Source organism: Mycobacterium timonense, from assembly GCF_025821985.1.
Classification (GTDB): Bacteria; Actinomycetota; Actinomycetes; order Mycobacteriales; family Mycobacteriaceae; genus Mycobacterium; species Mycobacterium avium.
The window spans coordinates 1-21981 of record NZ_JACKSY010000018.1; the positions used below are offsets into that span (position 1 = coordinate 1).

The following is a 21981-nucleotide window of genomic DNA, read 5'->3' on the forward strand; positions in this document are numbered from 1 at the left end:
CACCCGCTGCCGCCTGACCACCATCACCGACGACAACCCCGACATAGGAGCCAACGACATGCCCGCACTCACCGCCTAACCCACCGGATCACGCAGCACTACACCACTTCCCGGGACTTGACCCCCGATGACGGCCATCTTGTCGATGCCCAGCGTGTCCGCGATGGTCCGCAGGTCCTCGCCGAACGCCCGGATGTTCTGGTAGCGATGCGGCGTCGACGACCCGATGCCCGGGCGGTCCAGCCCGATCAGCCGGATCTTGTGGTTCTCGGCGTACAGGCGGGCCTCGACCGGGATCTGCCGGCGGGCGCCGGGGGTGCCGTGCAACCAGAACATCGCGCGCCCCTGCGGGTCGCCGAATTCGGCGAACCCGATCTGGCGGTCCTCACCGACGGCGACGTTTCCCTCGAGTTTGGGGCGGGCGATCTCGATGGCCATGTCGAGCAGCTTGGCATGTCACGCGCGGTTTACAAAGGGCCGGGCATGCGTTGCCGGCGGCTATGCGTTGAGCACCCGCTCGCCGATGACCCGCTGCTGACGCAGGTCCGCTATCTCCGCCTCGGACAGGCCCAGCTCGCGCAGCACCTCGTCGTTGTGCTGGCCGAGCGTCGGCGGGGCGGTGCGGTGGTGCCGCCGCGGGCCGGGCGCGATGCGAAAGGGCCACCCGGGGTAGCGGTGCGGCCCGGTGATCCGGTGCTCGAGCTCCTCGTAGTAGCCACGCGCGTCCAGCTGGGCCCCGATCAGCCCGGGATCGTACATCTGGTCGCCGGTGATCACCCGCTCGGCCGCGATCCCTTGCGCCTGAAGGGTTTCGACGATCGCCGCGGCGGTCTGGGTGCGGGTCCAGGCGGCGACGAGCTCGTCGAAGGCGTCGTGGTCGATCGGCTGACCGGGCACCGACAGCGCCACCCACACTTCTTTCTCGTTGGTCGGGTAGACGCCCTGCAGCCAGCCGCGCCGGCGGTTGCCCTCCCGCGGCCGCACCACACCGGTCATCGAGTACTCGATGACCGGTTCGGCGGTGACCGCGGCGGCGACCTCGATCTGGGCCACCTCGACGAGTTGGCCGGCGCCGGTGCGGTTGCGGTGCTCGAGCGCGGCCAGCAGCGCGACCCCGGCGTGCACGCCGACGATCGGATCGGCCGGGCCCTGGGGGTTGCACGGCGGGCCGTCGGGAAAGCCGGTGACGGCCGACATTCCGGCGGTCTGCTCGAAGTTCAGCGCCCAGCCGACGTAGTCGCGCCACGGGCCGTGCAGGCCGTAGCCGGGCATCCGCACCACGATCACGTCGGGGTTCAGCGCCGTGAGCGAGTCGTAGTCCAGCCCGAAATTTTCGACGACGCGCGGCGAAAAGTTCTCCACCACGATGTCGGCCCGGGCGGCCAGCCGCCGCGCCAGGTCGAGGCCCCGCGGCGACGTCAGGTCCAGCGTGAGGTCGCGTTTGTTGAGGTTGGTGCCCTGCCAGATGGGGCTGCGCTCGTACCAGTCGTCGCCCTCGTAGGCGAACGCCCCCGAATAGCGGTGCCCGTCGGGGCGCTGGATCGACTCGACCTTGACGATGTCGGCGCCGAACGCCCCGAGGTAGCAGGTCAGGTAGGCGCCGGCCCAGAACGTGGTGAGGTCGAGCACCCGCAGCCCGGCGAAGGGCAGCGGCCCGGGCGCTCGGTGCAGCGCTCGGCCGTCACCGGTCCACGTCGTTCGCGACGCCCCAGACAGTGGCGCCGGACGTGGCTGCGGCACAGGGGTTTTCGAGAACCGGAATGGCGGCCCGGGCCGCCGAAACGACCCGGTGTCGACGAAGAACCCCCGCTCGGCGTATTGCGGGCAATCGAGCACAGTGGCGCCGTCGTTGACGGGCGCGGCCGGAATCCGCAGCGCCTGAGCGAGTTCCACGATCTCGGCGACGGTCTGGCCGGCAAGCACCGGCTCAGCTTTGGCGAAGAAGTCGGCGCGCTCCGGGCCGCCCAGCATGATCGCGAGCTGGTGCTCGCCGAACTCGGGCAGGCCGAGCATCGCGCAGACGTCGAGCCAGTGCTGGCCCGTCAGGCAGTTGATGCCGACCCAGCCGTCGGCGGCCCGCACCACGCCCAGCATGGGCGCCGACCGCAGGTTGGCGGGCAGCCCGAGCCGGCGCATCCGCTGAGCCATCAACATCGGATACGGCAACGTGGACAGCAACGATTCCAGCTGGGAGACATCGACTTCGGTGACCTGTCCGGCGGGGTGTGAACGCAGGGCGGTCAGTGCGCCCAGCGCGCCGTAGGCGCCGGCAACGTACTCGGCGATCCGGGCGCCGACCTGAACCGGTGGACGCTGCGGATCGCGGGAGCTGATCCAGCCCGATGCCGCCTGCAGGGTCAGCGGTGTCGCCGGGCGGCGGCGGAACGGTCCGGTCTGGCCGAACCCAGAGATGCGCAGTAACACCAGGTTTGGGTTGATCCGCTGCAGGTCGTCGGGCCCGAGCCCGTATCCCTGCAGCGTTGCGGATCCGGAGTCGTCGATGAGCAGGTGCGCCCGGGCGATGAGTTCCCGCGCCGCCGCGACGTCGGCGGTCTCCGAGAAGTCAAGCGTGGCACCGTGTTTGCCGGCGTTGATGTACTCGAACAGGCCCGACCGGTCCGGGTCGACAACGCCCGAGGCGAACGGGCCCCAGCGCCGCAGCGGGTCCCCGGCGGGCGGCTCGATCTTGATGACCTCGGCGCCCAGATCGACAAGGAGCTTGGCCGCGTAGGGACCCGAGATCTCGCTGGCGATTTCGACGACGTGCAGCCCCGCAAGGGGTGCCGTCACGCGGGAACCCCGATGGCCATCGGCTCCATGTACTGGTGCAGCCCGCCGATTCCGCCGCCCTCGCGGCCCAGCCCGCTGAGCCTGAAGCCGCCGAACGGCGCGCCGGCGGGGCTGATGCCGTTGACCGCGATCTGCCCGGTGCGAATGCGGCGCGCGACGCCGACGGCGCGATCCACGTCGTCACCCCACACCGCACCGGAGAGCCCGTATCGGGAGTTGTTCGCGATGGCGACGGCGTCGTCGTCGTCGCGGTAGCGCAGTACCGACAACACCGGGCCGAACACTTCCTCTTGCGCGACGGTCGAATTGGGCTCCACCCCGGACAGGATCGTCGGTTCGACGTAGTAGCCGACGTCCAGCCCGGCGGGTCGCCCGCCGCCGGTGACCAGCGTGGCCCCGTCGCTGCGTGCGCCCGCGATGTGCGCCTCGACCCGGTCGCGTTGCGCCGCGCTGATCAGCGGACCCATCTGCACGTCGGGATCGGTGGGGTCGCCCACCTTGACGTCGCGGGCCAACGCGGCCAGCCGATCGACGACGTCGTCGTGCAGCGAATCGGGCAACAGCAGCCGGCTGTGCAGGATGCAGGCCTGTCCGGCATGCAGCGAACAGGATTGGAACAGCATCTGTTCCAGCATTTCGTCGGTGACGTTCGCGTCGTCGAGGACGATGCTGGCCGACTTTCCGCCCAGCTCCAACAGGATTCGCTTGATCGTGTCGCCGGCGGCCGACATCACCTGGCGGCCGACGGCCGAGCTGCCGGTGAAGCTCACCATGTCGATGCGCGGATCGGTGGTGAGCAGCTTGGCCGCCTCGACCCCCGAGGGCGTGACGACGTTGACCACCCCCGGCGGGATGTCGGTGTGCTCGTCGATGAGGCGCGCCAGCGCCAGCCCGGCCAGCGGTGTCAGCGGAGACGGCTTGAGCACGACCGTATTGCCCGCGGCCAGCGCATGATTCAGCTTCATGACGTTGAGGCAGTGCGGGAAGTTCCAGGGCGTGAGCACCGCTACCACGCCCAGCGGCACGTGGCGCAACAACGTGGTGCCGGCGCTGATGCCGGCGACCTCCTGGTCGACCAGCTGGGTCGCGAGCTGGGCGGCGTGCATGGACATGAACCCGGCGCCGTCGATCTGCATGATGCGCTCGTTGCCGATGCAGCCCCACTCCGTTTGGGACAGCGCGAAGAAGTCGTCGGCGTGCTTGGTGAGCGCCTCGCCCAGCTGGTTCAGGCACCGGGCGCGCTGGTCGGCGGACATCCGGCCCCACGGCCCGCTGTCGAAGGCGCGGCGCGCGGCCGCGATCGCGTCGTCGACCTGCGCCACACTCGCGTCGGGTGCGGTGGCGATGACGGCCTCGGTGGACGGGGACAGGTCGTCGTAGCGACCGTCCTGCGGCTCGACCCACTGGCCGTCGATGTAGAGCTGGTAGGTCTGGACAAGAGCGGGCGGATCGGCCATGTTGCTTCCTCCGGTCATCTGATCACTTGGTGTACACCCCCGCGTGTCGCCCGTCAATCATCCTTCGCGTGAAAATCGAGCTATCTCATTACTTTGGCACCGTGTTGACAGCACGCGGCGGCGCAGAGTAGACACAGTCGGCAGACAGATTGAACCAATCTGTCGGATCGGGTGTCCTGCGAGAGGGGCTTGCCGTGCAGACTCATCCGCCGCTGCGCTCGCCGAGCTTCCCGCTGCATTCCCCGGACTTCTACGCGGGTAACCCGTATCCCGCTTACCGGGAGCTGCGCGCGACGGCGCCGGTGTGCTGGAACGACGTCACCAACTTCTGGGCGCTGTTGAAATACGAGGACATTCGGTTCGTGTCGAGCAATCCGGCTCTGTTCACCTCGACCCGGGGCATCACGATCCCGGATCCGCAGCTGCCCAACCCGGTGCAGCAGGGCAGCCTGATCTTCACCGATCCGCCGCGGCACCGGCAGCTGCGCAAGCTGATCAACTCCGGATTCACCCGGCGGCGTGTTTCGGTGCTGGAACCGAAGATCCGCGAGATCGTGCGCGGCATTCTCGACGGCATCGAACGCGGCGCCGTGCACGAGTTCGCCGAACAGATCGCCGCTCCCCTGCCCACCCGGATGATCGCCGAATTGATCGGGGCCCCGCCCGACGACTGGGAGCAATTCCGGGCGTGGTCGGATGCGGCCACCGGGACGGCCGACCCGGAGATCGAGCTGGACCCGGCGGTGGCGGCCGGGCAGCTCTACGAGTACTTCCAGCGGCTGATCGCGGCACGCCGCGCGCGACCGCGCGCCGACCTGCTCTCGGTGCTGGCCGAGGCCGAGATCGACGAGCACCGGTTGACCGACGAAGACCTGCTCAACTTCGCCTTTCTGCTGCTGGTGGCCGGCAACGAAACCACCCGCAACCTGATCGCGCTGGGGACGCTGGCCCTGATCGCGCATCCCGACCAATACCGCCTGCTCGTCGAGGAGCCCGCCCGCATCCCGCTTGCGGTCGAGGAGATGTTGCGGTGGAACAGTCCCGTGGTACACATGGCCCGCACCGCGACGGCCGACGTCGAGATCCGCGGACAGCGGGTCCGCGCCGGCGAGGTGGTGGTGATGCTCTACGGGTCGGCCAACCGGGACGAGGACGTATTCGGCCCGGACTCCGAGGAATTCGATGTGACCCGCCACCCGAACCCGCACATCGCCTTCGGCTGCGGTGAACATTCTTGTGTGGGCGCACAATTGGCGCGACTGGAGGCGACGGTGTTCTTCGAGGAGCTGCTGCGCCGGTATCCCCGCATCGAGCTGGTGGGCGAGGTGGACCGGATGCGGGCCACCATGGTGCCCGGGGTGAAACGCATGCCGGTGCGAATGGGGGCCTGAGCCGATGGATCTGGAATACACGCCGGAGCAACAGCAGCTGCGCGCCGAGATCCGCGCGACGCTTCAGACCGTGATGACGCCCGAACGCGTCGCCGCGGTCAGCGAGCAGATGGACGGCGGTCCCGCGGTGCACGAATGCGTCCGCGCCCTGGCGGCGGCCAACCTGCTGGGTGTCGGATGGCCCAAAGAGTATGGTGGACGAGGGTTTTCGGCCATCGAGCAGTTCATCTTCGCCGAGGAGGCGCGCCGGGTGAGCGCACCCATCCCGCTGGTGACGCTCAACACCGTCGGCCCGACGTTGATGCACTACGGCACCGACGAGCAGAAGCGACGGTTTCTGCCGGCGATCCTGGACGGCACCGTGGAATTCGCCATCGGCTACTCCGAGCCGGGGGCGGGCAGCGACCTGGCTTCGGTGCACACGACGGCCGTGCGCGTCGGTGACGAGTATGTGATCAACGGTCAAAAGATGTTCACCAGCGGCGCCGCCTACGCCGACTACATCTGGCTGGCCGTGCGCACCGATCCGGATGCCAAGAAGCACAAGGGCATTTCCATCCTCATCGTGCCGACCTCCTCGCCCGGATTCTCCTGGCAACCGCTGCACACCATGCCGGGCATCTCGACCTTCTACACGTTCTACGACGACGTGCGGGTGCCGGTCAGCGCGCTGGTGGGGGCCGAGAACCAGGGCTGGCAGCTGATCACCACGCAGTTGAACTTCGAGCGCGCCGCCCTGGGCAATCTGGGCGCGCTCGAGCCGCTGTTCGACAAGACGCTGGACTGGGCGCTGTCCACCGAACTCGACGGCGGCCGGGTCATCGACCAGCCCTGGGTGCGATCGGCGCTGGCCCGGGTCGAAGCGCAGGTGGCCGCCTACAAGCTCGTCAACCTGCGGGTGAACGCGGCGATGACGAAGGGTGCGCTCAACATGGGCGAAGCCTCGGCGGCGAAGGTGTTCGGCACCGAGCTCACGCAGCAGGTCGCCCGGGAGCTGCTCGAGGTGCTCGACGGCAACGGGGTGCGGCGCGGCGCCGAGGCTCCGCTGCGTGGCGCGCTGGAATCCGCCTACCGTCAGGCCGTCATCAACACCTTCGGGGGCGGCGCCAACGAGATTCAACGTGACATCATCGCCATGGCCGCGTTGGGCATGCCCCGCGCACCGCGCGACCTTCGGGCCGCGAATTAGCAAGGAGGACAGGACCGCAGTGACCGACTCAGAAACCGTCAGCGCCAAGGTGCGGGCCCTGGTCGGCCAGCCGACCGGCGGCACCGGAAAACCCTCGCTGGCACCCGACCCGGTGAACCAGCCGATGATCCGGCACTGGGCGTACGCGATGGCCGACATGAACCCCGTCTACCTTGATCCGGAGTTCGCCGCGTCGTCACGGTTCGGCGGCATCGTCTCGCCCCCGGTGATGTTGCAGACCTGGACCATGCCGTCGCCGAAGCTGGAGGGAATCGGCGAGCGCGGTGGGGCGCCCGTCGAAATCGACGGCAATCCAACGGCTTTCCTCGATGAGGCCGGCTACACCAGCACGGTGGCGACGAACTCGGAGTTCGAGATCGAGCGATACCCGAGGCTGGGCGACGTGATCAGCGCGACGACCGTCTACGAGTCGGTCTCCGACGAGAAGAAGACGGCCCTGGGCACCGGCTTCTTCCTGACCTGGCTGACGACCTACACCGACCAGAACGGCGAGGTGTTGGGGCGCCAGCGATTCCGGGTGCTGCGCTTCAGGCCGGCCGGCTGATGGCGGCCCGTCTGGCTCCGGCGATCACCGCAGACACCGAATTCTTCTGGAACGGGTTGCGGGAGAACAAACTCCTGATCCAGCGCTGCAGCGGCTGCGGGAAGCTGCGTCACCCACCCCGGCCGATGTGCCCGCACTGCCGGTCGCTGGACTGGCAGGCCGTCGGGTCGTCGGGGCGCGGCACCGTGTACAGCTACGTGATGCCGCACGAGCCGAAGTTTCCGTTCTTCGAGTACCCCTACATCGTCGTGCTGGTGGAACTCGAGGAGGGGGTGCGGCTGGTGTCCAACCTGACCGGCATCGACCCGGCCGAGGTGACGCCCGGACTGCCGGTCGAGGTCTATTACCAAACCTTCGACGGCTCGCAAGAGCTGGTGCTGCACCAGTTCCGGCCGAGCGCATAGGCCCGTCATGGACTTCTCGTTCACCGAAGAGCAGGAGACGATCGGCAAGCTGGCCCGCGATCTGTTCGAGCGCCGCGCCACCCCGGAACGGCTGACCGAGTTGGAGGCCGGCGACACCCGCCACGACGCCGCGCTCTGGGAAGAGCTGGCCGCCGCCGACCTGCTGGGTGCCGCGCTGCCGGAGGCGGTCGGCGGCTCATGTGCTTCAGGCGGCGGCTTCGTGGAGCTCGGGGTGCTGCTGGCGGAGGTGGGCTACGGCGTCGCGCCGGTGCCCGCCTACGCCACGCTGGTGTTGGGCGCCGACTCGATCGCCCGGCACGGCAGCTCAGAACAGCAGCAGCGGGTCTTGCCGGGCGTGATCGCCGGATCGCGCATCCTGACAGCGGGTTTGGCCGAACCCGGCCGTTCGGATCCGGCCCGCCCGGCCACCACCGCGCGTCGCGACGGCCCGAACTGGCGCCTCGACGGCGCCAAGGAGTTGGTGCCGGCCGCCCAACTCGCCGACACGATGCTGATTCCCGCCGCCCTGGACGGCGGCGACGTGGGCCTGTTCCTGCTGGCCGCCGACGCCGCTGGCGTCGAGATCCGCCCGGTGCCCACCACGAATCGCGAACCGCACGCGGACGTATTCTTAGACGGCGCACGTGTTTCCGAGGCGGACCGGATCGCCGGCATGGGACTGGTCGAGTCACTGCTCACCCGGGCGCTGGTGGCGCTGTGCGCGATCCAGCTCGGCGTCGTCGAGCGGGCGTTGCGCATCGCGGCCGAATACACCACGGGCCGTGAGCAATTCGGCCGCCCGATCGGCAGCTTCCAGGCGGTGCAGCAGCGGATGGCCGACGCCTTCATCGACGTCGAGGCGATCCGGTGGACCACCTGGCAGGCGGCCTGGCTGGTCGGCCACGGCCGGCCCGCCGACCGGGCGGCGCGCATCGCGAAGTTCTGGGCCGCCGAGGCCGGCGCTCGGGTGGCCGCCACCGCCCAGCACGTCCACGGCGGCATCGGCATCGACGTCACCTATCCCCTGCACCGCTATTTCCTGTGGGCCAAGCACAACGAGCTCACCCTCGGTCCGGCTTCGGCGCAGCTGGCCCACCTCGGCGCAACCTATTCGGAAGGACACGCATGACGAGGACCGCCAACCGCACGTTGCGATGGCAGGACATTTCGGTCGGCGAGGAGGTCACGCCGCTGGAAATCCCGATCACCACGACGATGATCGTTGCCGGCGCGATCGCCACCCGCGACTTCATGCCGGTGCACCACGACCGCGACTACGCCAAGAAGCAGGGTTCGCCCAACCTGTTCATGAACATCCTGACCACCAACGGCTACTGCGTGCGGTTCCTCACCGACTGGGCCGGGCCCGAGGCGATGGTCAAGAAGCTGTCGATTCGCCTTGGCGTGCCGTGCTTTCCGGACGACCCGCTGCGGTTCACCGGCAGCGTCACCGGCAAGACTCGTGGCCCAGCAGGGCCACCGCCGGCTGAGAACTTCGTCGAGGTGACCTTCAAGGCGTCCAACAGCCTCGGCGATCACGTCTCCGGCACCGCGGTGCTCAGCCTGCTCGACGGTGCGGGCTCATGAGCAGCATCTTGCCCGGCGCCGCGGCCATCGTCGGGATCGGCCAGACGGAGTTCTCCAAGGAATCCGGGCGCAGCGAACTGCAATTGGCGTGCGAGGCGGTCAGCGCCGCGCTGGACGACGCCGGTCTGACGCCCGCCGACGTCGACGGCATGGTCACCTTCACCATGGATTCCAGCGACGAGATCGACATCGCGCGCAACGTGGGCATCGGCGACCTGAGCTTCTTCTCCCGCGTGCACCACGGCGGCGGCGCGGCGGCCGGCACCGTGGTGCACGCCGCGATGGCCGTGGCGACGGGGGTCGCCGACGTGGTGGTGTGCTGGCGCGCCTTCAACGAACGCTCCGGCTTCCGGTTCGGCGGCAGTGGCCGCAACATGGCCGAAACCCCATTGTTCATGGCGCATTACGCGCCGTTCGGGCTGCTCACCCCGGCGGCGTGGGTCGCGCTGCATGCCCAGCGCTACATGTCGACCTATGGGGTGACCAACGAGGACTTCGGCCGGATCGCGGTGGTGGACCGCAAGCACGCGGCAACCAATCCCGACGCGTGGTTCTACCAGCGACCGATCACCCTGGAAGACCACCAGAATTCGCGCTGGATCGTCGAACCGGTGCTGCGCCTGCTGGATTGCTGTCAGGAAAGCGACGGCGGGGTGGCGCTGGTCGTCACCAGCGTCGAACGCGCCCGCGACCTGCGCCGGCCGCCGGCCGTCATCGCCGCGGCCGCCCAGGGCGCGGCGGCCGACGGCGAGATGATGACCAGCTACTACCGCGACGACATCACCGGGCTTCCCGAGATGGGGGTGGTCGCGCGGCAGTTGTGGCGGGATTCGGGGTGCAAGCCGCAGGACATCCAAACCGCCTTCATCTACGACCATTTCACCCCGTTCGTGTTCGTCCAGCTCGAAGAACTCGGCTTCTGCGGCCGCGGTGAGGCCAAGGATTTCGCCACCGTCGAGCGGTTGTCTCTGGGCGGCGAGTTCCCGATCAACACCAACGGCGGGCTGCTCGGTGAGGCCTACATCCACGGCATGAACGGCATCACCGAGGCGGTGCGGCAGGTGCGCGGCACCTCCCACAACCAGGTCGCCGATGTCGAGCACGTGCTGGTCACCTCGGGAACCGGCGTGCCCACGAGTGGTCTGATCCTCGCGCCGGCCGGCTGAGGGAAAGGCGCGCTGATTCCATGTCGACCGACGTGTCCCCGGCGACCGACACCCGCGAGCTGATCGTCGCGGCCGCGTTCACGTGTTTCGGCAGGCAGGGATTGCAGAAGGCCACCATCGTCGACATCGCCAAGCAGGCCGGCGTGTCGAGAAGCACTATCTACGAATACTTTTCCGACAAGGCCGCGATCGTCGAGGCCTGCGCCGAACACGCCTCCGAGCGTTTCTACCGCGAGATGGCCAAGGCCATGGACCGCGGCGGCACGCTCGAGGAGAGGCTCTGCGCGGCGGCGGTGTTCGTCACCCAGGCCCGCCGAGTCATCGCTTCGGAGAAGTACTTTGACGAGGACGCGATCAGCCTGCTGCTGACCAAGGACGCCGCCGTGCTGCTGCGCGAATGCGTGGAGTTCTTCGCCCCGTATCTGGCCGCCGCCCGGCTCACCGGTGAGGTGCGCAAGGACCTCGACGTCGAGGCGGCCGGTGAATGGTTCGCGCGCATCCTGTTCTCGTTGTTCAGCACACCGTCGCCGACGCTGAACCTGGACGATCCCGACGTGACGGCGGAATTCGTACGCGCGCATGTGGTACGCGGGTTCGCCAGCGAGCGCCCGCGGCGGCGTTGAGTGTGCATCCTCGGCGTTGAGTGTGTAGCGGCGGCGGACGTCGTCGGCGTGTCGTCGACCTGATGCAACTCCGCAAGCCCCGGACCGCACACTCAATGCCGACGCGCGGCCAGCGCGCGCAGAAAGAATGTCAGGTTGGCGGGGCGTTCGGCGAGCCGGCGCATGAAGTAGCCGTACCACTGGGTGCCGAAGGGTACGTAGACCCGGACGGTGTGGCCGGCCTCGGCCAGCCGCCGCTGCTCGTCGTCGCGGATGCCGTACAGCATCTGGTATTCGAATTCACCGGTGCCACGCCCTGATTCGCGGGCCAGCGACGGCGCTGCCTCGATGATCGCCGGATCGTGGGAGGCCACCATCGGATAGCCCGAACCGGCCATCAACACCCGCAGGCAGCGCAGGTAGGAATCGGTGACCGCGGCGGGATCGCGGTAGGCCAGCGAGGCGGGCTCGTCGTAGGCGCCCTTGCACAGCCGCACCCGCGCGCCGGCGGCGGCGAACTCCTCGCAGTCGCCGAGCGTGCGCCGCAGGTAGGCCTGCAATGCCACGCCCAGCCAATCGAATTCGCGCCGCAGGTCGCGCACGATGCGCAGGGTCGAATCGGTCGCGGTGTGGCCCTCGGCGTCCACCGTCACCCACACGCCGGCCCGCTGCGCGGCCGCGCAGATCGCCCACGCGTTCTCCCGGGCGATCTTCTCACCGTCGCGATCCAGCGACTGGCCCAGCGCGGACAGTTTCAGCGACACCTCGAGCGGTCGGACGGCCGCCCCATCGCCGAGGCAGCCCAGGCGGTCGACGAGCTCCAGATACACCCGCACCGCCGCATCGGCGTCGTCGGCGTCCGACACGTCCTCGCCCAGATGGTCGACGCTGACGCAGCGTCCCGAATCACGAAGGGCCGTCACGCTGTCCAGCGCGGAATCGATCGTCTCCCCGGCGATGAACCGGTGCACCACCCGGCGGGTCACCGGCAGCGCTTCGGCGGCCCGGCGCAACCCCGGTCGCCGGCCCGCGGCCAGGATGGCCGGACGCAGGGTGTGGGCGAACAGCCCGGCCATCAGTCGGCCCCCATGTGCGGATAGGTGTGGTCGGTGGCCGGGACGAACGTCTCCTTGATGGTGCGGGCCGACGTCCAGCGCAGCAGGTTCAACGGAGAGCCGGCCTTGTCGTTGGTTCCCGAGCCGCGCGAACCGCCGAACGGCTGGCGCCCCACCACCGCCCCGGTCGGCTTGTCGTTGACGTAGAAGTTCCCGGCGGCAAAGCGCAGCCGGTCCTGCGCGGCCAGCACCGCCGCCCGGTCGTCGGCGATGACCGCACCGGTCAGCGCGTACCGCGATCCGGTGTCGACCACGTCGAGGATTCGCTGGTAGTCGTCGTCGGGATACACGTGCACCGACAGCAGCGGGCCGAAGTATTCGGTCGCGAACGACTCGTCCGCCGGGTCGTCGGACAGCAACACCGTCGGCCGCACGAAATAGCCTTCGCTGTCGTCGTATTCGCCGCCCACCGCGAGGGTGACGTGCGGCGCGCCCTTCGCGCGTTCGATGGCGTCGACGTTCTTGACGAAGGCCCGCCGGTCGATCAGCGCGCCGCCGAAGTTGGTCAGATCGGTGACGTCGCCGTAGCGCAATGCGGCGGTCTCGGCCAGAAACTCGTCGCCCATCCGCCGCCAGACCGACTGCGCGATGAACGCCCGCGACGCCGCCGAGCACTTCTGACCCTGGTAGTCGAAGGCCCCGCGAATCAGCGCGGTGCGCAACACATCCGGGCGTGCGGAGGCGTGCGCGACGATGAAGTCCTTGCCGCCGGTCTCGCCCACCAGCCGCGGATAGCAGTGGTAGTGACCGATATTGGTGCCCACCTGGTACCACAGCCGCTGGAAGGTCGCCGTCGACCCGGTGAAGTGAATGCCCGCCAGCCGCCGATCCGCCAGTGCCACATCGGAAACCGCGAACCCGTCGCCGGTCACCAGGTTGATCACCCCGGGCGGCAACCCGGCCGCCTCGAGTAACTGCATGGTCAGGTACGCCGACAGGGTCTGGGTGATCGACGGCTTCCACACCACGGTGTTTCCCATCAGCGCCGGCGCGGTCGGCAGGTTGCCGGCAATGGAGGTGAAATTGAACGGCGTGATCGCGTAGACAAAGCCGTCCAGCGGGCGGTAGTCGCTGCGATTCCACTCCCCCGGCCCGCTGATCGGCTGCTGCGCCAGGATCTGCCGGGCAAACGCCACGTTGAACCGCCAGAAGTCGATCTGCTCGCAGGGCGAGTCGATCTCGGCCTGGTAGGCCGACTTGGATTGGCCCAGCATCGTCGCGGCGGCGATCTTCTCCCGCCACGGCCCGGCCAGCAGATCGGCGGCCCGCAAAAACACCGCCGCCCGCTCATCGAAAGGCATTGCCGCCCAATCGCTTTTCGCGGCCATCGCGGCGTCGACGGCCGCGGTCGCGTCGGCGTGCACGGCGTTGGTCAGGGTGCCCAGCTTGGCGGCGTGCCGGTGCGGCTGGACGACGTCGATGCGTTCACCGTCGCCCATCCGGTGGCGGCCGCCGATGACGTGCGGCAGGTCGATCGGGTGGCCGGCCAGCGCGGCCAACTCGGCGCGTAACCGGGCGCGCTCCGCGGAGTGCGGCGCGTAATCGTGGACCGGCTCGTTGGCCGGCACCGGCACCTCGGAAATTCCAGTGATCGCATCCATGCTGCCCAGGATCCTCGCGGCGGCCACGCCGCGATTTAGCCGATCCGACAAGATAGGCCGGGCATCGTAGTAAGATCGGACAATATGGCCGGTGTCGGGCTGGGTCAGCTGCTGCTCGCGCTGGACGCGACCATGGTCAGCCTGGTCGACGCCCCGCGTGGGCTGGACCAACCGGTCGCGTCGGCGGCGCTGATCGACTCCGACGATGTGCGGCTCGGGCTGGCCGCGGCGGCGGGCTCCGCCGACGTGTTCTTCCTGCTGGGCGTCGGCGACGACGAGGCGCTGCGCTGGATCGACACCCAGGCCCGCGACCGGGTACCGGTGGCCGTCTTCGTCAAGGAGCCGTCCGACGCCCTGGTCGGCACGGCCGTCGCGGCGGGATCGGCGGTGGTGGCCGTCGATCCGCGGGCCCGCTGGGAACGGCTGTACCAGTTGGTCAATCACGTGCTGGAACATCACGGCGACCGCGCCGACGCGGCGGACGACTCGGGCACCGACCTGTTCGGGTTGGCGCAGTCACTGGCCGAGCGCATCCACGGCATGGTCAGCATCGAAAACGCCCAATCCCAGGTGCTGGCCTATTCGGCCTCCAACGACGAGGCCGACGAGCTGCGCCGGCTGTCCATCCTGGGCCGGGCCGGCCCGCCCGAGCATCTCGAGTGGATCGGCCAGTGGGGCATCTTCGACGCGCTGCGGTCGGGCACCCAGGTGGTGCGCGTCGCCGAGCGGCCGGAGCTGGGGCTGCGACCCCGGCTGGCGGTCGGCATCCACCAGCCCGACCCGGATGCCCGGCGACCGCCGGTGTTCGCCGGGACCATCTGGGTGCAGCAGGGCGCGCAGCCGCTGGCCGACGACGCCGAACAGATACTGCGCGGCGCCGCGGTGCTGGCCGCCCGGATCATGGCGCGGCTGGCGGCCCGCCCGTCCACCCAGGCGCGGCGGCTGCAGCAGCTGCTCGGTGTGACCGACTCGGAAACCCTTGCGCCCGTGGACCTCACCGCGATCGCCGCCGAGCTCGGTCTGGCCGCGGACGGCTGCGCGGCCCTGGTCGGTTGGGCGGCGGCCGAGGGTGCGTCCCGCCACACCCGCCTGACCGACGTGATCGCGCTGAGCGCCAGCGCTTTCCGGCACGACGCCCACGTCGCCGGTCACGGCTCGCGGACCTACGTACTGCTGCCCCAGCCGCCGAACCGGTCGGTCAGCTCGTGGGTGCGCGGCACCATCGCCGCGCTGCGCGCCGAGCTCGGGGTGCAGCTGCGGGCGGTCATCGCCGCGCCGGTCCCGGGCCTTTCCGGGGTCGCCGCGGCGCGCGCCGAGGTGGACCGCGTGCTGGACAGCGCTGAGCGCCATCCCCTTTCGTTCGGGCAGGTGACGTCGCTGGCCGAAGCGCGCACCACGGTCCTGCTCGACGAGATCGTCACCCTGGTCGGCCGCGACGAGCGGTTGGTCGATCCGCGGATCGTGGCGCTGCACGACCGGGAACCGGTGCTGGCCCAGACGCTGCGAACCTACCTGGACGCCTTCGGCGACATCGCCGCGGCCGCGCACGCGTTGCGCGTGCACCCCAATACGGTTCGCTACCGGGTGCGGCGGATCGAGAAGCTGCTGTCGGTGTCGCTGGCCGACCCCGAGGTGCGGCTGCTGTTCGCGCTGGCGTTGCGGGCTGCCGAACGCTGACACAAACGCCCGATTCGCCGACGTGTCCGCCGGGGCGGATGCAAGAATGTCACCCGTAAGGTGATGACGATGCAGGAAGCCGGTGCGAATCCGGCGCGGTCCCGCCACTGTCATCGGGGAGCGACCCTCAACGGCCACGGCTGACAAGCTGGAAGGCGAGGCGAGCGGCGATCCGAGAGCCAGGACACTCGCGTCATCGCGTCCTGCGACCCGGGGCGGATGTACCCCGAGAGAGCTGTCACCGCCATGTCCCGTCCGGCATGGGTGGCCGTCGTCGACGCTGCCACCGTTTCGGCGCCCCAACGGCGCGCCCGTTTCGTCCATACCCCCGCTGCGGCAAGGGTTTTGCGGGGGTGCGGTCGATGACCGCCCCCATCTGGATGGCCTCACCCCCGGAGGTGCATTCGTCGCTGCTGAGCGCGGGGCCGGGGCCCGGGCCGTTGCTCGCCGCCGCGGCGGCGTGGAGCTCGCTGAGCGTGCAGTACGCCGAGTCGGCCGACGAGCTGGTCACGCTGCTGGGCGCCGTGCGGGCCGGCGACTGGGACGGCCCGACGGCCGGCGCCTACCTGGCCGCGCACGCCCCCTATCTGGCCTGGCTGGTGCGGGCGAGCACCGACAGCGCGGCCGTGGCCGCCCAGCAGGAAGTCGCCGCCGCCGCCTACACCGCGGCGCTGGCGGCCATGCCGACGCTGCCCGAGCTGGCCGCCAACCACGCCGCACACGCCGTGTTGACCGCGACGAATTTCTTTGGCGTCAACACCATTCCGATCGCGGTGAACGAGGCCGACTATGCCCGGATGTGGGTCCAGGCGGCCACCGTGATGGGCACCTACCAGGACGTGGCGGCCGCCGCGCTGGCGGCCACGCCGCACACCGAACCGGCGCCGCGTGTGATGGCGGCCGCCGCGCCGGCGGCCACGGCCGCGCAGTCGTCGTCGTATCCGCCCGACACGCAGGACCAGTGGCTGGACTGGCTGGAGAAGACCGGGTTCGTCGACTTCTACAACCGCTACATCCAGCCGCTGATCGACCAGTTGATGAACAACCCGTTCTTCCAGTCGCTGTTCTCCGGCTTCGACCCGTGGCTGCCGTCGCTGGGCAATCCGCTGAGCTTCCTCAACCCGTTCAACATCGCGTTCGCCCTCGGCTACCCGATGGATTTCGGTTCGTACTTCGGCTATTTGGCGCAGATGTTCAGCTTCGTCGCGGCGGATCTGGCCGCCGCGTTCGCGTCGGGCAATCCCGCGACCATCGCGTGGACCCTGCTGTTCACCACCATCGAGGTGATCGGCACCGTCATCACCGACACCATCGCGTTGATCAAGACGTTGCTCGAGCAGATGATCGTGCTGATCCCGGCGATTCTGCCGCTGCTGACCGTCTCGGTGGTCCCGTTGGTCGTGCCCACCCTGGTGGGTGGTTTGGCGGGCTTGACGGGTTTGGCTGGGCTGCATGCTATTCCGGTGCCCCCGTTCGTCCCGGCGCCGACGCTCGTCCCGGTGGCGCTGGCACCGAGTCCGCCGCCCGCGCCGGCACCGGCCCCGTCCCCCGCGCCGGCGCCGGCCCCGACGTCCGCGGCGGCGCCCGCCGCGGCCGCACCCGGCGCGCCGCCGCCCACCCCGTCGGGGCCGCCGGTGGCCACCCTGCACAGCCTCGCCTACCTGGTCGGCGGCCTGACCGCGGACGCGCGGCGGGCCGCGAACGCCGGCGTCCGCAGACGCGAGGCGGCCGCGCCCGAAAACGTCGAGGCCCCCGCGGTGGCGCAGCCGGAGGAAGAGTCGACGCAGCGGCGCCGCCACCGGGCCGCGGCCAAACAGCTCGGCCGCGGCTACGAGTATCTGGATCCCGAGCCGTCGACGACCGCCTCGCAGCTGGGTGCGCCGACGCTGGGGTTCGCCGGAACCGCGGCCAACCGCGCGGCCGCCGCACCGGCGGGACTGAGCGCGCCGGTGCTCGACGAGTTCGCCGACGCCCCGCGCGCGCCGATGATGCCGGCCACCTGGGACGGATCGAAACAGTAACGTGCACAACGCTATTGGCGTGCACCAGTCTAAGGTGTCCCGGTCCGCACGCCCGCCCCGCACGGCGGCGGGCCGGCGCGAAAACCCCGGAGCGGTAACCTAGCCCGCATGCACGGTTCGTCGGTGGTGTCCCTGTTGCGGGAACGTGCCGGCCTGCAACCCGACGATGTGGCGTTCCGCTACACCGATTACGAGCAGGACTGGGCGGGCGTCGCCGAGACGCTGACCTGGGCCCAGCTCTATCAGCGGACGTCGAACCTTGCCCGCGAGGTCGCGCGGCACGGCGACACCGGCGACCGGGCGGTCATTCTCGCGCCCCAGGGCCTGTCCTACATCGTGGCGTTCCTGGCCGCGATCCAGGCCGGGCTGATCGCGGTTCCGCTGTCGGTGCCCCAGCCCGGTTCGCACGACGAACGCGTCAGCGCCGTGCTGGCCGACACCGGCCCCGCCGTGGTGCTGACCACCGCCGCGGCCGCCGCGACCGTCACCGAATACCTGCGTCGGCCGGACACCGGGCCCGCCCCGGCCGTCGTCGAAATCGACTCGCTGGACCTGGATGAACCGAATTCGGCGAGCATCCGGATCAGCGGGGCCCCGGACATCGCCTACCTGCAGTACACCTCGGGCTCCACCCGCCTGCCGGCCGGCGTCATGGTCTCGCACCGCAACCTGCAGGTGAACTTCCAGCAGCTGATGGCCGCGTTCTTCCCCGACGTCGACGGGGTGGCCCCGCGCGATACGGTCTGCGTGTCGTGGCTGCCGTTCTACCACGACATGGGGCTGGTCCAGGGCGTCATCGCGCCGATCCTGGGCGGCTACCCCGCCGACCTCACCAGCCCGGTCGCGTTCCTGCAGCGCCCCGCGCGCTGGATCCAGGCGATGTCGCGGGCGGATCCGGTCTTCTCCGCGGCGCCCAACTTCGCCTTCGAGCTGGCCGTGCGCAAGACAACCGACGCCGACCTGGCCGGCGTCAACCTGGGCAACATCATCAGCATCGTCAGCGGCGCCGAGCGCATCCACCCGGCAACGCTGCGTCGGTTCTGTAAACGCTTCGCGCCGTACAACTTTCGCGAGCACATGATGCAGCCCTCCTACGGCCTGGCCGAGGCGACGGTCTACGTCGCCAGCCGCGCCGAGGCCGGCGCACCCGAGGTCGTTCACTTCGAGCCGGAAAAGCTGTCGGCCGGCAGCGCGCAGCGGTGCCCGGCGCAGACCGGGTCGCCGCTGCTGAGCTACGGCGCGCCGACGTCGCCGACGGTGCGGATCGTCGACCCGGACACCAACACCGAACGCGCGGACGGAACGGTCGGGGAAATCTGGGTCAACGGCGAGAACGTGGCGCAGGGGTATTGGCGCAAACCGGAGGAAACCCGACGCACCTTCGGCGGCGTGCTGGTCAACCCGTCGCCGGGCACCCCGCGGCAGCCGTGGCTGCGCACCGGCGACCTCGGCTTCATCTCCGCCGGGGAGTTGTTCATCGTCGGCCGGATGAAAGATTTGCTGATCGTCTACGGCCGCAACCACTATCCCGAGGACATCGAGTCGACGGTGCAGGCCGTCACCGGCGGCCGGGTCGCGGCCATCTCGGTGCCGGCGGACGAGACCGAGAAATTGGTCACCATCATCGAGCTGAAGCGGCGCGGCGATTCCGACGAGGACGCGCGGCGCAAGCTCGACGCGGTCAAAAACGAAGTCACCGCGGCGATCTCGATTGCGCACGGGCTCAACGTCGCGGATCTGGTGCCGGTGGCCCCGGGATCGATTCCCACCACGACCAGCGGCAAGATCCGGCGGGCGGCCTGCGTCGAGCGCTACCTCCGGGGTGCCTTCATCCGGTTGGACGGCTGAGCGTCCGGCGCTACGCCGGCTCGGTCTCCTCCAGGAAACGGCCCATCACGTCGGGGCCGGTGGAATGCATCGCGATCGACAGCTCCAACAGCCGGTCCTTGGCCTGCTTGGGCAGCAGCTCGATGGACCGGGTGGTGGACGAGTCATACTTCGCCCCCGGAAACCGTTGCAGAACAATGTTTTTCTGCTCTTCGGTGGTGTGGATCTCCAGCAGCTTCATGCCCGCGAACGCCTCGTTGGCCAGCTCGGCCATCCCCGCGTTGGCCAGCGCCTCCAGCCTCTCCTCGTTGATCCAGACGTTGATCTTGATCGCCTTGCCGTTGTTGTCGTGGTCGCTGCTCATGAGCCCTCCAGCTGGTTGAGTGTGAAGACCGGAAGCCTGTTGGCCAGATACTCCTCGGTGACGAACGGCGAACCCTGACCGTGCTTGGCGGCGCACTCCATCACGACCTCGAACACCTCGTGGCGCATCACCTTCTGCGTCGGCTTGACTTCGTCGGTCAGGATGCTGCGGATCAGGCTGCCGCTGAAGCTCTGCGCCTGCGCCTCGTGGCCGCACAGGGCCGAGTTGGTGACCTCCAAACACACCGGGCAGTACCAGTTTTCCCGCAGGAACACCGGCTTGATGCCCAGCTGGTTGCGGTATTGCTTGAGGATGTTCTGCGAGTCGTACGGATGGTAGAAGTCGCCAACGCCGGCGTGGTCGCGACCGAACATGTGGTGCGTGCAGCCCAGGTTCGTGCGCAGGATGGCGTGGAAGATCGCCTCGCGCGGCCCCGCATACCGCATGTCCCAGAGGGTGAACGACACCATGTGGACGTTCTCGCGGAAGTATCCGCTGGTTCGCAAGGCGTTCTGCGCCAACAGGATTGCCTCGTCGATGTAGTCGCCGACGCGCTTTTGGCCGATGATCGCGTTCACCAGCACGCCGGTGTCGAGGCTGTCGACGGGCTGGTCCTCGTTGGCGGCCAGCCAGGCCTGCTTCATCAACGCCTCGTGGCCGGTGTGCGGAACGTTGCGGGTCTGATGGGCGACGACCCGGTGCCAGTGCTTGGCCGCCAACGCGTCCTGGTGCTGCCTGGGGGTGAGCCAGAAGCTCTTGAACGGCTCGTTGAAGACCGGTTCGTTGATCAGGGTGATGTCGCCGCCGATGAAGCGATTGTGGTAGCCCAACGTTTTCTTGACGCCCGGGTGCCTGGGGTCGGTTGTGCCGTAGGTCTTTTCGGCCATCCGCTCCAGGTCGTACTCGTAGATTTCGGTGACGTCCAGGATGGCCATGGGCACCCCGAGATAGTCGAGAACGACGCTGGCGCCCTCCTTGACGTCGCGTTCGGCGATGTCGTCGGCCGACATGTCGAAGACGATCGGAATGCTCCACAACGTCGAGTCCGGCAGCGCGAACTCGTCCAGGGTCGCGTCGACCTCGCGCCGGCCCATGAACCCGGTCAGCGGGGTGAAGAAGCCGTAGGACAGGCTGATGACCTCGTGCGCGGTGGCTTTCGAGATCGGCACCCGCGGCAGGCCCTCGATGCGGGCCGCCGCGTTCTCGGTCGACACCCGCTCCACCAGCGGCTTGCCGTTGTGGCCGGTGTAGTTCATGCGGTCACCTCGTCGCGTCCCCGGGTGTGCGCAAGACCGTCGGTGGCGATCACGCCGACCCGCTCCAGGTGGGCGATCACCTCCTCGGCCAGGGTCTCGGCGTCCTTGGCGGCGCCGTCGAGCCGCAATTCGGGCCGCGGCGGGGCCTCGTAGGGGTCGTCGATCCCGGTGAATCCCTTGATCTCACCGGCCCGCGCCTTCTTGTAAAGCCCTTTGGGATCCCGCTTTTCGCAGATCTCGATCGGGGTGTCGATGAAGATCTCCTGGAAATCGCCGTCGTCGAGGGTGGCCCGAATCGCGTCCCGGTCGCGGACGTAGGGGCTGATGAAGGCCGTCAGCGCGATGATGCCGGCCTCGCAGAACAACTTCGCCACCGCGCCGATCCGGCGGATGTTCTCCTCGCGGTCCTGGGCAGAGAATCCCAGTCCGAACCGCTGGGCGAACTCGGGTCCGTGCCGCTCCTCGAGCAGATCCGGGCCGGCGTTGAGCCCGTAGCGGACGTTGTCGCCGTCCAGCAGGTAGCTGCGGATGCCCCGCTCGTAGAGCTTCTGCTCGACCACGTTGGCGACCGTGCTCTTGCCGCTGCCGCTGAGCCCGGTGAACCAGATGACGCAGCCCTTGTGGCCGTTGAGTTGCTCGCGTTCGCCGCGGCTGATCTTGTGTTCGTGCCAGGTGATGTTGTTCGACATTTCCGACTCCTGTATTCCCAGACGGCAGCGAAACCCCAACGGCCGCTTACCACCTGTGCGTCACCGGATGCCGCGCCCGCTCCGGGTGGAGCCTGGCCTGCCGGCACCGGCGCGCGGCGCGGCGCGGCAACCTCGCCGCACCGGTCACACGCTTCACCATATTGTCTAGCAATCAAACCGGGTAAGAACCAGCCCACAAGTAAAGATGGCCGATTTACGGGTGTTTTATTCCGCGGGCCGGCAGCGCTCCGGCAGCCCCGAACTCGGGCTCGCCAGCAAA

General features: G+C 69.2%; 18 protein-coding genes, 1 pseudogene and 1 riboswitch. Of the genes and pseudogenes, 11 read left to right on the forward strand and 8 right to left on the reverse strand.

The annotated features are described in order from the left end of the window. Positions 1–123: 123 nt before the first annotated feature. The 3 genes and pseudogenes from H7I87_RS05195 to H7I87_RS05205 all read right to left on the reverse strand — a co-directional run. Positions 124–438, reverse strand: a pseudogene (locus H7I87_RS05195) (alpha/beta fold hydrolase); the annotation flags it as partial. A gap of 60 nt (positions 439–498) precedes the next feature. Next, positions 499–2790, reverse strand: coding sequence for a CaiB/BaiF CoA transferase family protein (locus H7I87_RS05200; protein ID WP_009975542.1), 2292 nt, complete (start codon positions 2788–2790; stop codon positions 499–501). After that, a complete protein-coding gene (locus tag H7I87_RS05205; RefSeq protein ID WP_033726689.1) occupies positions 2787–4247 on the reverse strand; it encodes an aldehyde dehydrogenase family protein in 1461 nt (486 codons plus the stop codon). Before H7I87_RS05205 ends, H7I87_RS05200 begins: the two co-directional genes overlap by 4 nt. Positions 4248–4441: 194 nt before the next feature. On the opposite strand from H7I87_RS05205, the gene H7I87_RS05210 reads away from it, so the two are divergent. The 8 genes from H7I87_RS05210 to H7I87_RS05245 are packed head-to-tail and all read left to right on the forward strand — an operon-like array spanning position 4442 to position 11172. Next, the gene (locus tag H7I87_RS05210; protein WP_033726683.1) at positions 4442–5638 is read left to right on the forward strand and encodes a cytochrome P450; all 1197 of its coding nucleotides are present in this window, start codon (positions 4442–4444) and stop codon (positions 5636–5638) included. Positions 5639–5642: 4 nt separating this feature from the next. Further along, entirely contained in the window at positions 5643–6827 is a 1185-nt protein-coding gene (locus H7I87_RS05215; protein WP_063966978.1) for an acyl-CoA dehydrogenase family protein, read from the forward strand. A 19-nt stretch (positions 6828–6846) separates the two neighbouring features. Further along, complete coding sequence (locus H7I87_RS05220; protein ID WP_023881157.1) at positions 6847–7392, forward strand: FAS1-like dehydratase domain-containing protein; 546 nt, start codon at positions 6847–6849, stop codon at positions 7390–7392. Beyond that, positions 7392–7796, forward strand: coding sequence for a Zn-ribbon domain-containing OB-fold protein (locus H7I87_RS05225; protein WP_031343936.1), 405 nt, complete (start codon positions 7392–7394; stop codon positions 7794–7796). Before H7I87_RS05220 ends, H7I87_RS05225 begins: the two co-directional genes overlap by 1 nt. A 7-nt stretch (positions 7797–7803) precedes the next feature. Next, complete coding sequence (locus H7I87_RS05230) at positions 7804–8925, forward strand: acyl-CoA dehydrogenase family protein (RefSeq protein WP_063966977.1); 1122 nt, start codon at positions 7804–7806, stop codon at positions 8923–8925. Continuing rightward, complete coding sequence (locus H7I87_RS05235) at positions 8922–9383, forward strand: MaoC family dehydratase (protein WP_003875486.1); 462 nt, start codon at positions 8922–8924, stop codon at positions 9381–9383. Before H7I87_RS05230 ends, H7I87_RS05235 begins: the two co-directional genes overlap by 4 nt. After that, a complete protein-coding gene (locus H7I87_RS05240; RefSeq protein ID WP_011724076.1) occupies positions 9380–10549 on the forward strand; it encodes a lipid-transfer protein in 1170 nt (389 codons plus the stop codon). The genes H7I87_RS05235 and H7I87_RS05240 overlap by 4 nt, the downstream gene beginning before the upstream one ends. A gap of 20 nt (positions 10550–10569) precedes the next feature. Continuing rightward, positions 10570–11172 (forward strand): TetR/AcrR family transcriptional regulator, encoded by a 603-nt coding sequence (locus H7I87_RS05245; protein ID WP_009975531.1) that lies wholly within the window; start codon positions 10570–10572, stop codon positions 11170–11172. Positions 11173–11264: 92 nt separating this feature from the next. Here the strand turns inward: H7I87_RS05245 and H7I87_RS05250 are convergent, their stop codons facing one another. Both H7I87_RS05250 and pruA read right to left on the reverse strand, forming a co-directional pair. Then, on the reverse strand, positions 11265–12227 hold the full coding sequence (locus H7I87_RS05250) for a proline dehydrogenase family protein (RefSeq protein ID WP_009975530.1): 963 nt from the start codon (positions 12225–12227) through the stop codon (positions 11265–11267). Continuing rightward, positions 12227–13867, reverse strand: coding sequence for an L-glutamate gamma-semialdehyde dehydrogenase (pruA, locus tag H7I87_RS05255; protein ID WP_009975529.1), 1641 nt, complete (start codon positions 13865–13867; stop codon positions 12227–12229). The genes H7I87_RS05250 and pruA overlap by 1 nt, the downstream gene beginning before the upstream one ends. Positions 13868–13951: 84 nt before the next feature. On the opposite strand from pruA, the gene H7I87_RS05260 reads away from it, so the two are divergent. The 3 genes from H7I87_RS05260 (at position 13952) to fadD21 (ending at position 19413) form a co-directional block, all read left to right on the forward strand. Further along, complete coding sequence (locus H7I87_RS05260; RefSeq protein ID WP_009975528.1) at positions 13952–15544, forward strand: PucR family transcriptional regulator; 1593 nt, start codon at positions 13952–13954, stop codon at positions 15542–15544. Positions 15545–15573: 29 nt separating this feature from the next. After that, a riboswitch (cobalamin riboswitch) is annotated at positions 15574–15754 on the forward strand. A 152-nt stretch (positions 15755–15906) separates the two neighbouring features. Next, positions 15907–17565 carry a PPE domain-containing protein gene (locus H7I87_RS05265; RefSeq protein WP_033725933.1) on the forward strand — a complete coding sequence of 553 codons (1659 nt, stop codon included), beginning with the start codon at positions 15907–15909 and terminating at the stop codon, positions 17563–17565. A 108-nt stretch (positions 17566–17673) separates the two neighbouring features. After that, positions 17674–19413, forward strand: a complete 1740-nt coding sequence (gene fadD21 / locus H7I87_RS05270; protein ID WP_009975522.1) for a fatty-acid--AMP ligase FAAL21/FadD21 — start codon at positions 17674–17676, stop codon at positions 19411–19413. Positions 19414–19423: 10 nt separating this feature from the next. Here fadD21 and H7I87_RS05275 read toward each other — a convergent pair whose 3' ends face one another. Genes H7I87_RS05275 through cysC form a run of 3 tightly spaced genes read right to left on the reverse strand, consistent with a single transcriptional unit; the run spans position 19424 to position 21701 of the window. After that, the gene (locus H7I87_RS05275; protein WP_003875478.1) at positions 19424–19756 is read right to left on the reverse strand and encodes a DUF6955 family protein; all 333 of its coding nucleotides are present in this window, start codon (positions 19754–19756) and stop codon (positions 19424–19426) included. Further along, positions 19753–21012 (reverse strand): sulfate adenylyltransferase, encoded by a 1260-nt coding sequence (gene sat / locus H7I87_RS05280; RefSeq protein ID WP_011724073.1) that lies wholly within the window; start codon positions 21010–21012, stop codon positions 19753–19755. Before sat ends, H7I87_RS05275 begins: the two co-directional genes overlap by 4 nt. Further along, the gene (gene cysC, locus H7I87_RS05285; protein WP_003875476.1) at positions 21009–21701 is read right to left on the reverse strand and encodes an adenylyl-sulfate kinase; all 693 of its coding nucleotides are present in this window, start codon (positions 21699–21701) and stop codon (positions 21009–21011) included. Before cysC ends, sat begins: the two co-directional genes overlap by 4 nt. Positions 21702–21981 lie beyond the last annotated feature (280 nt).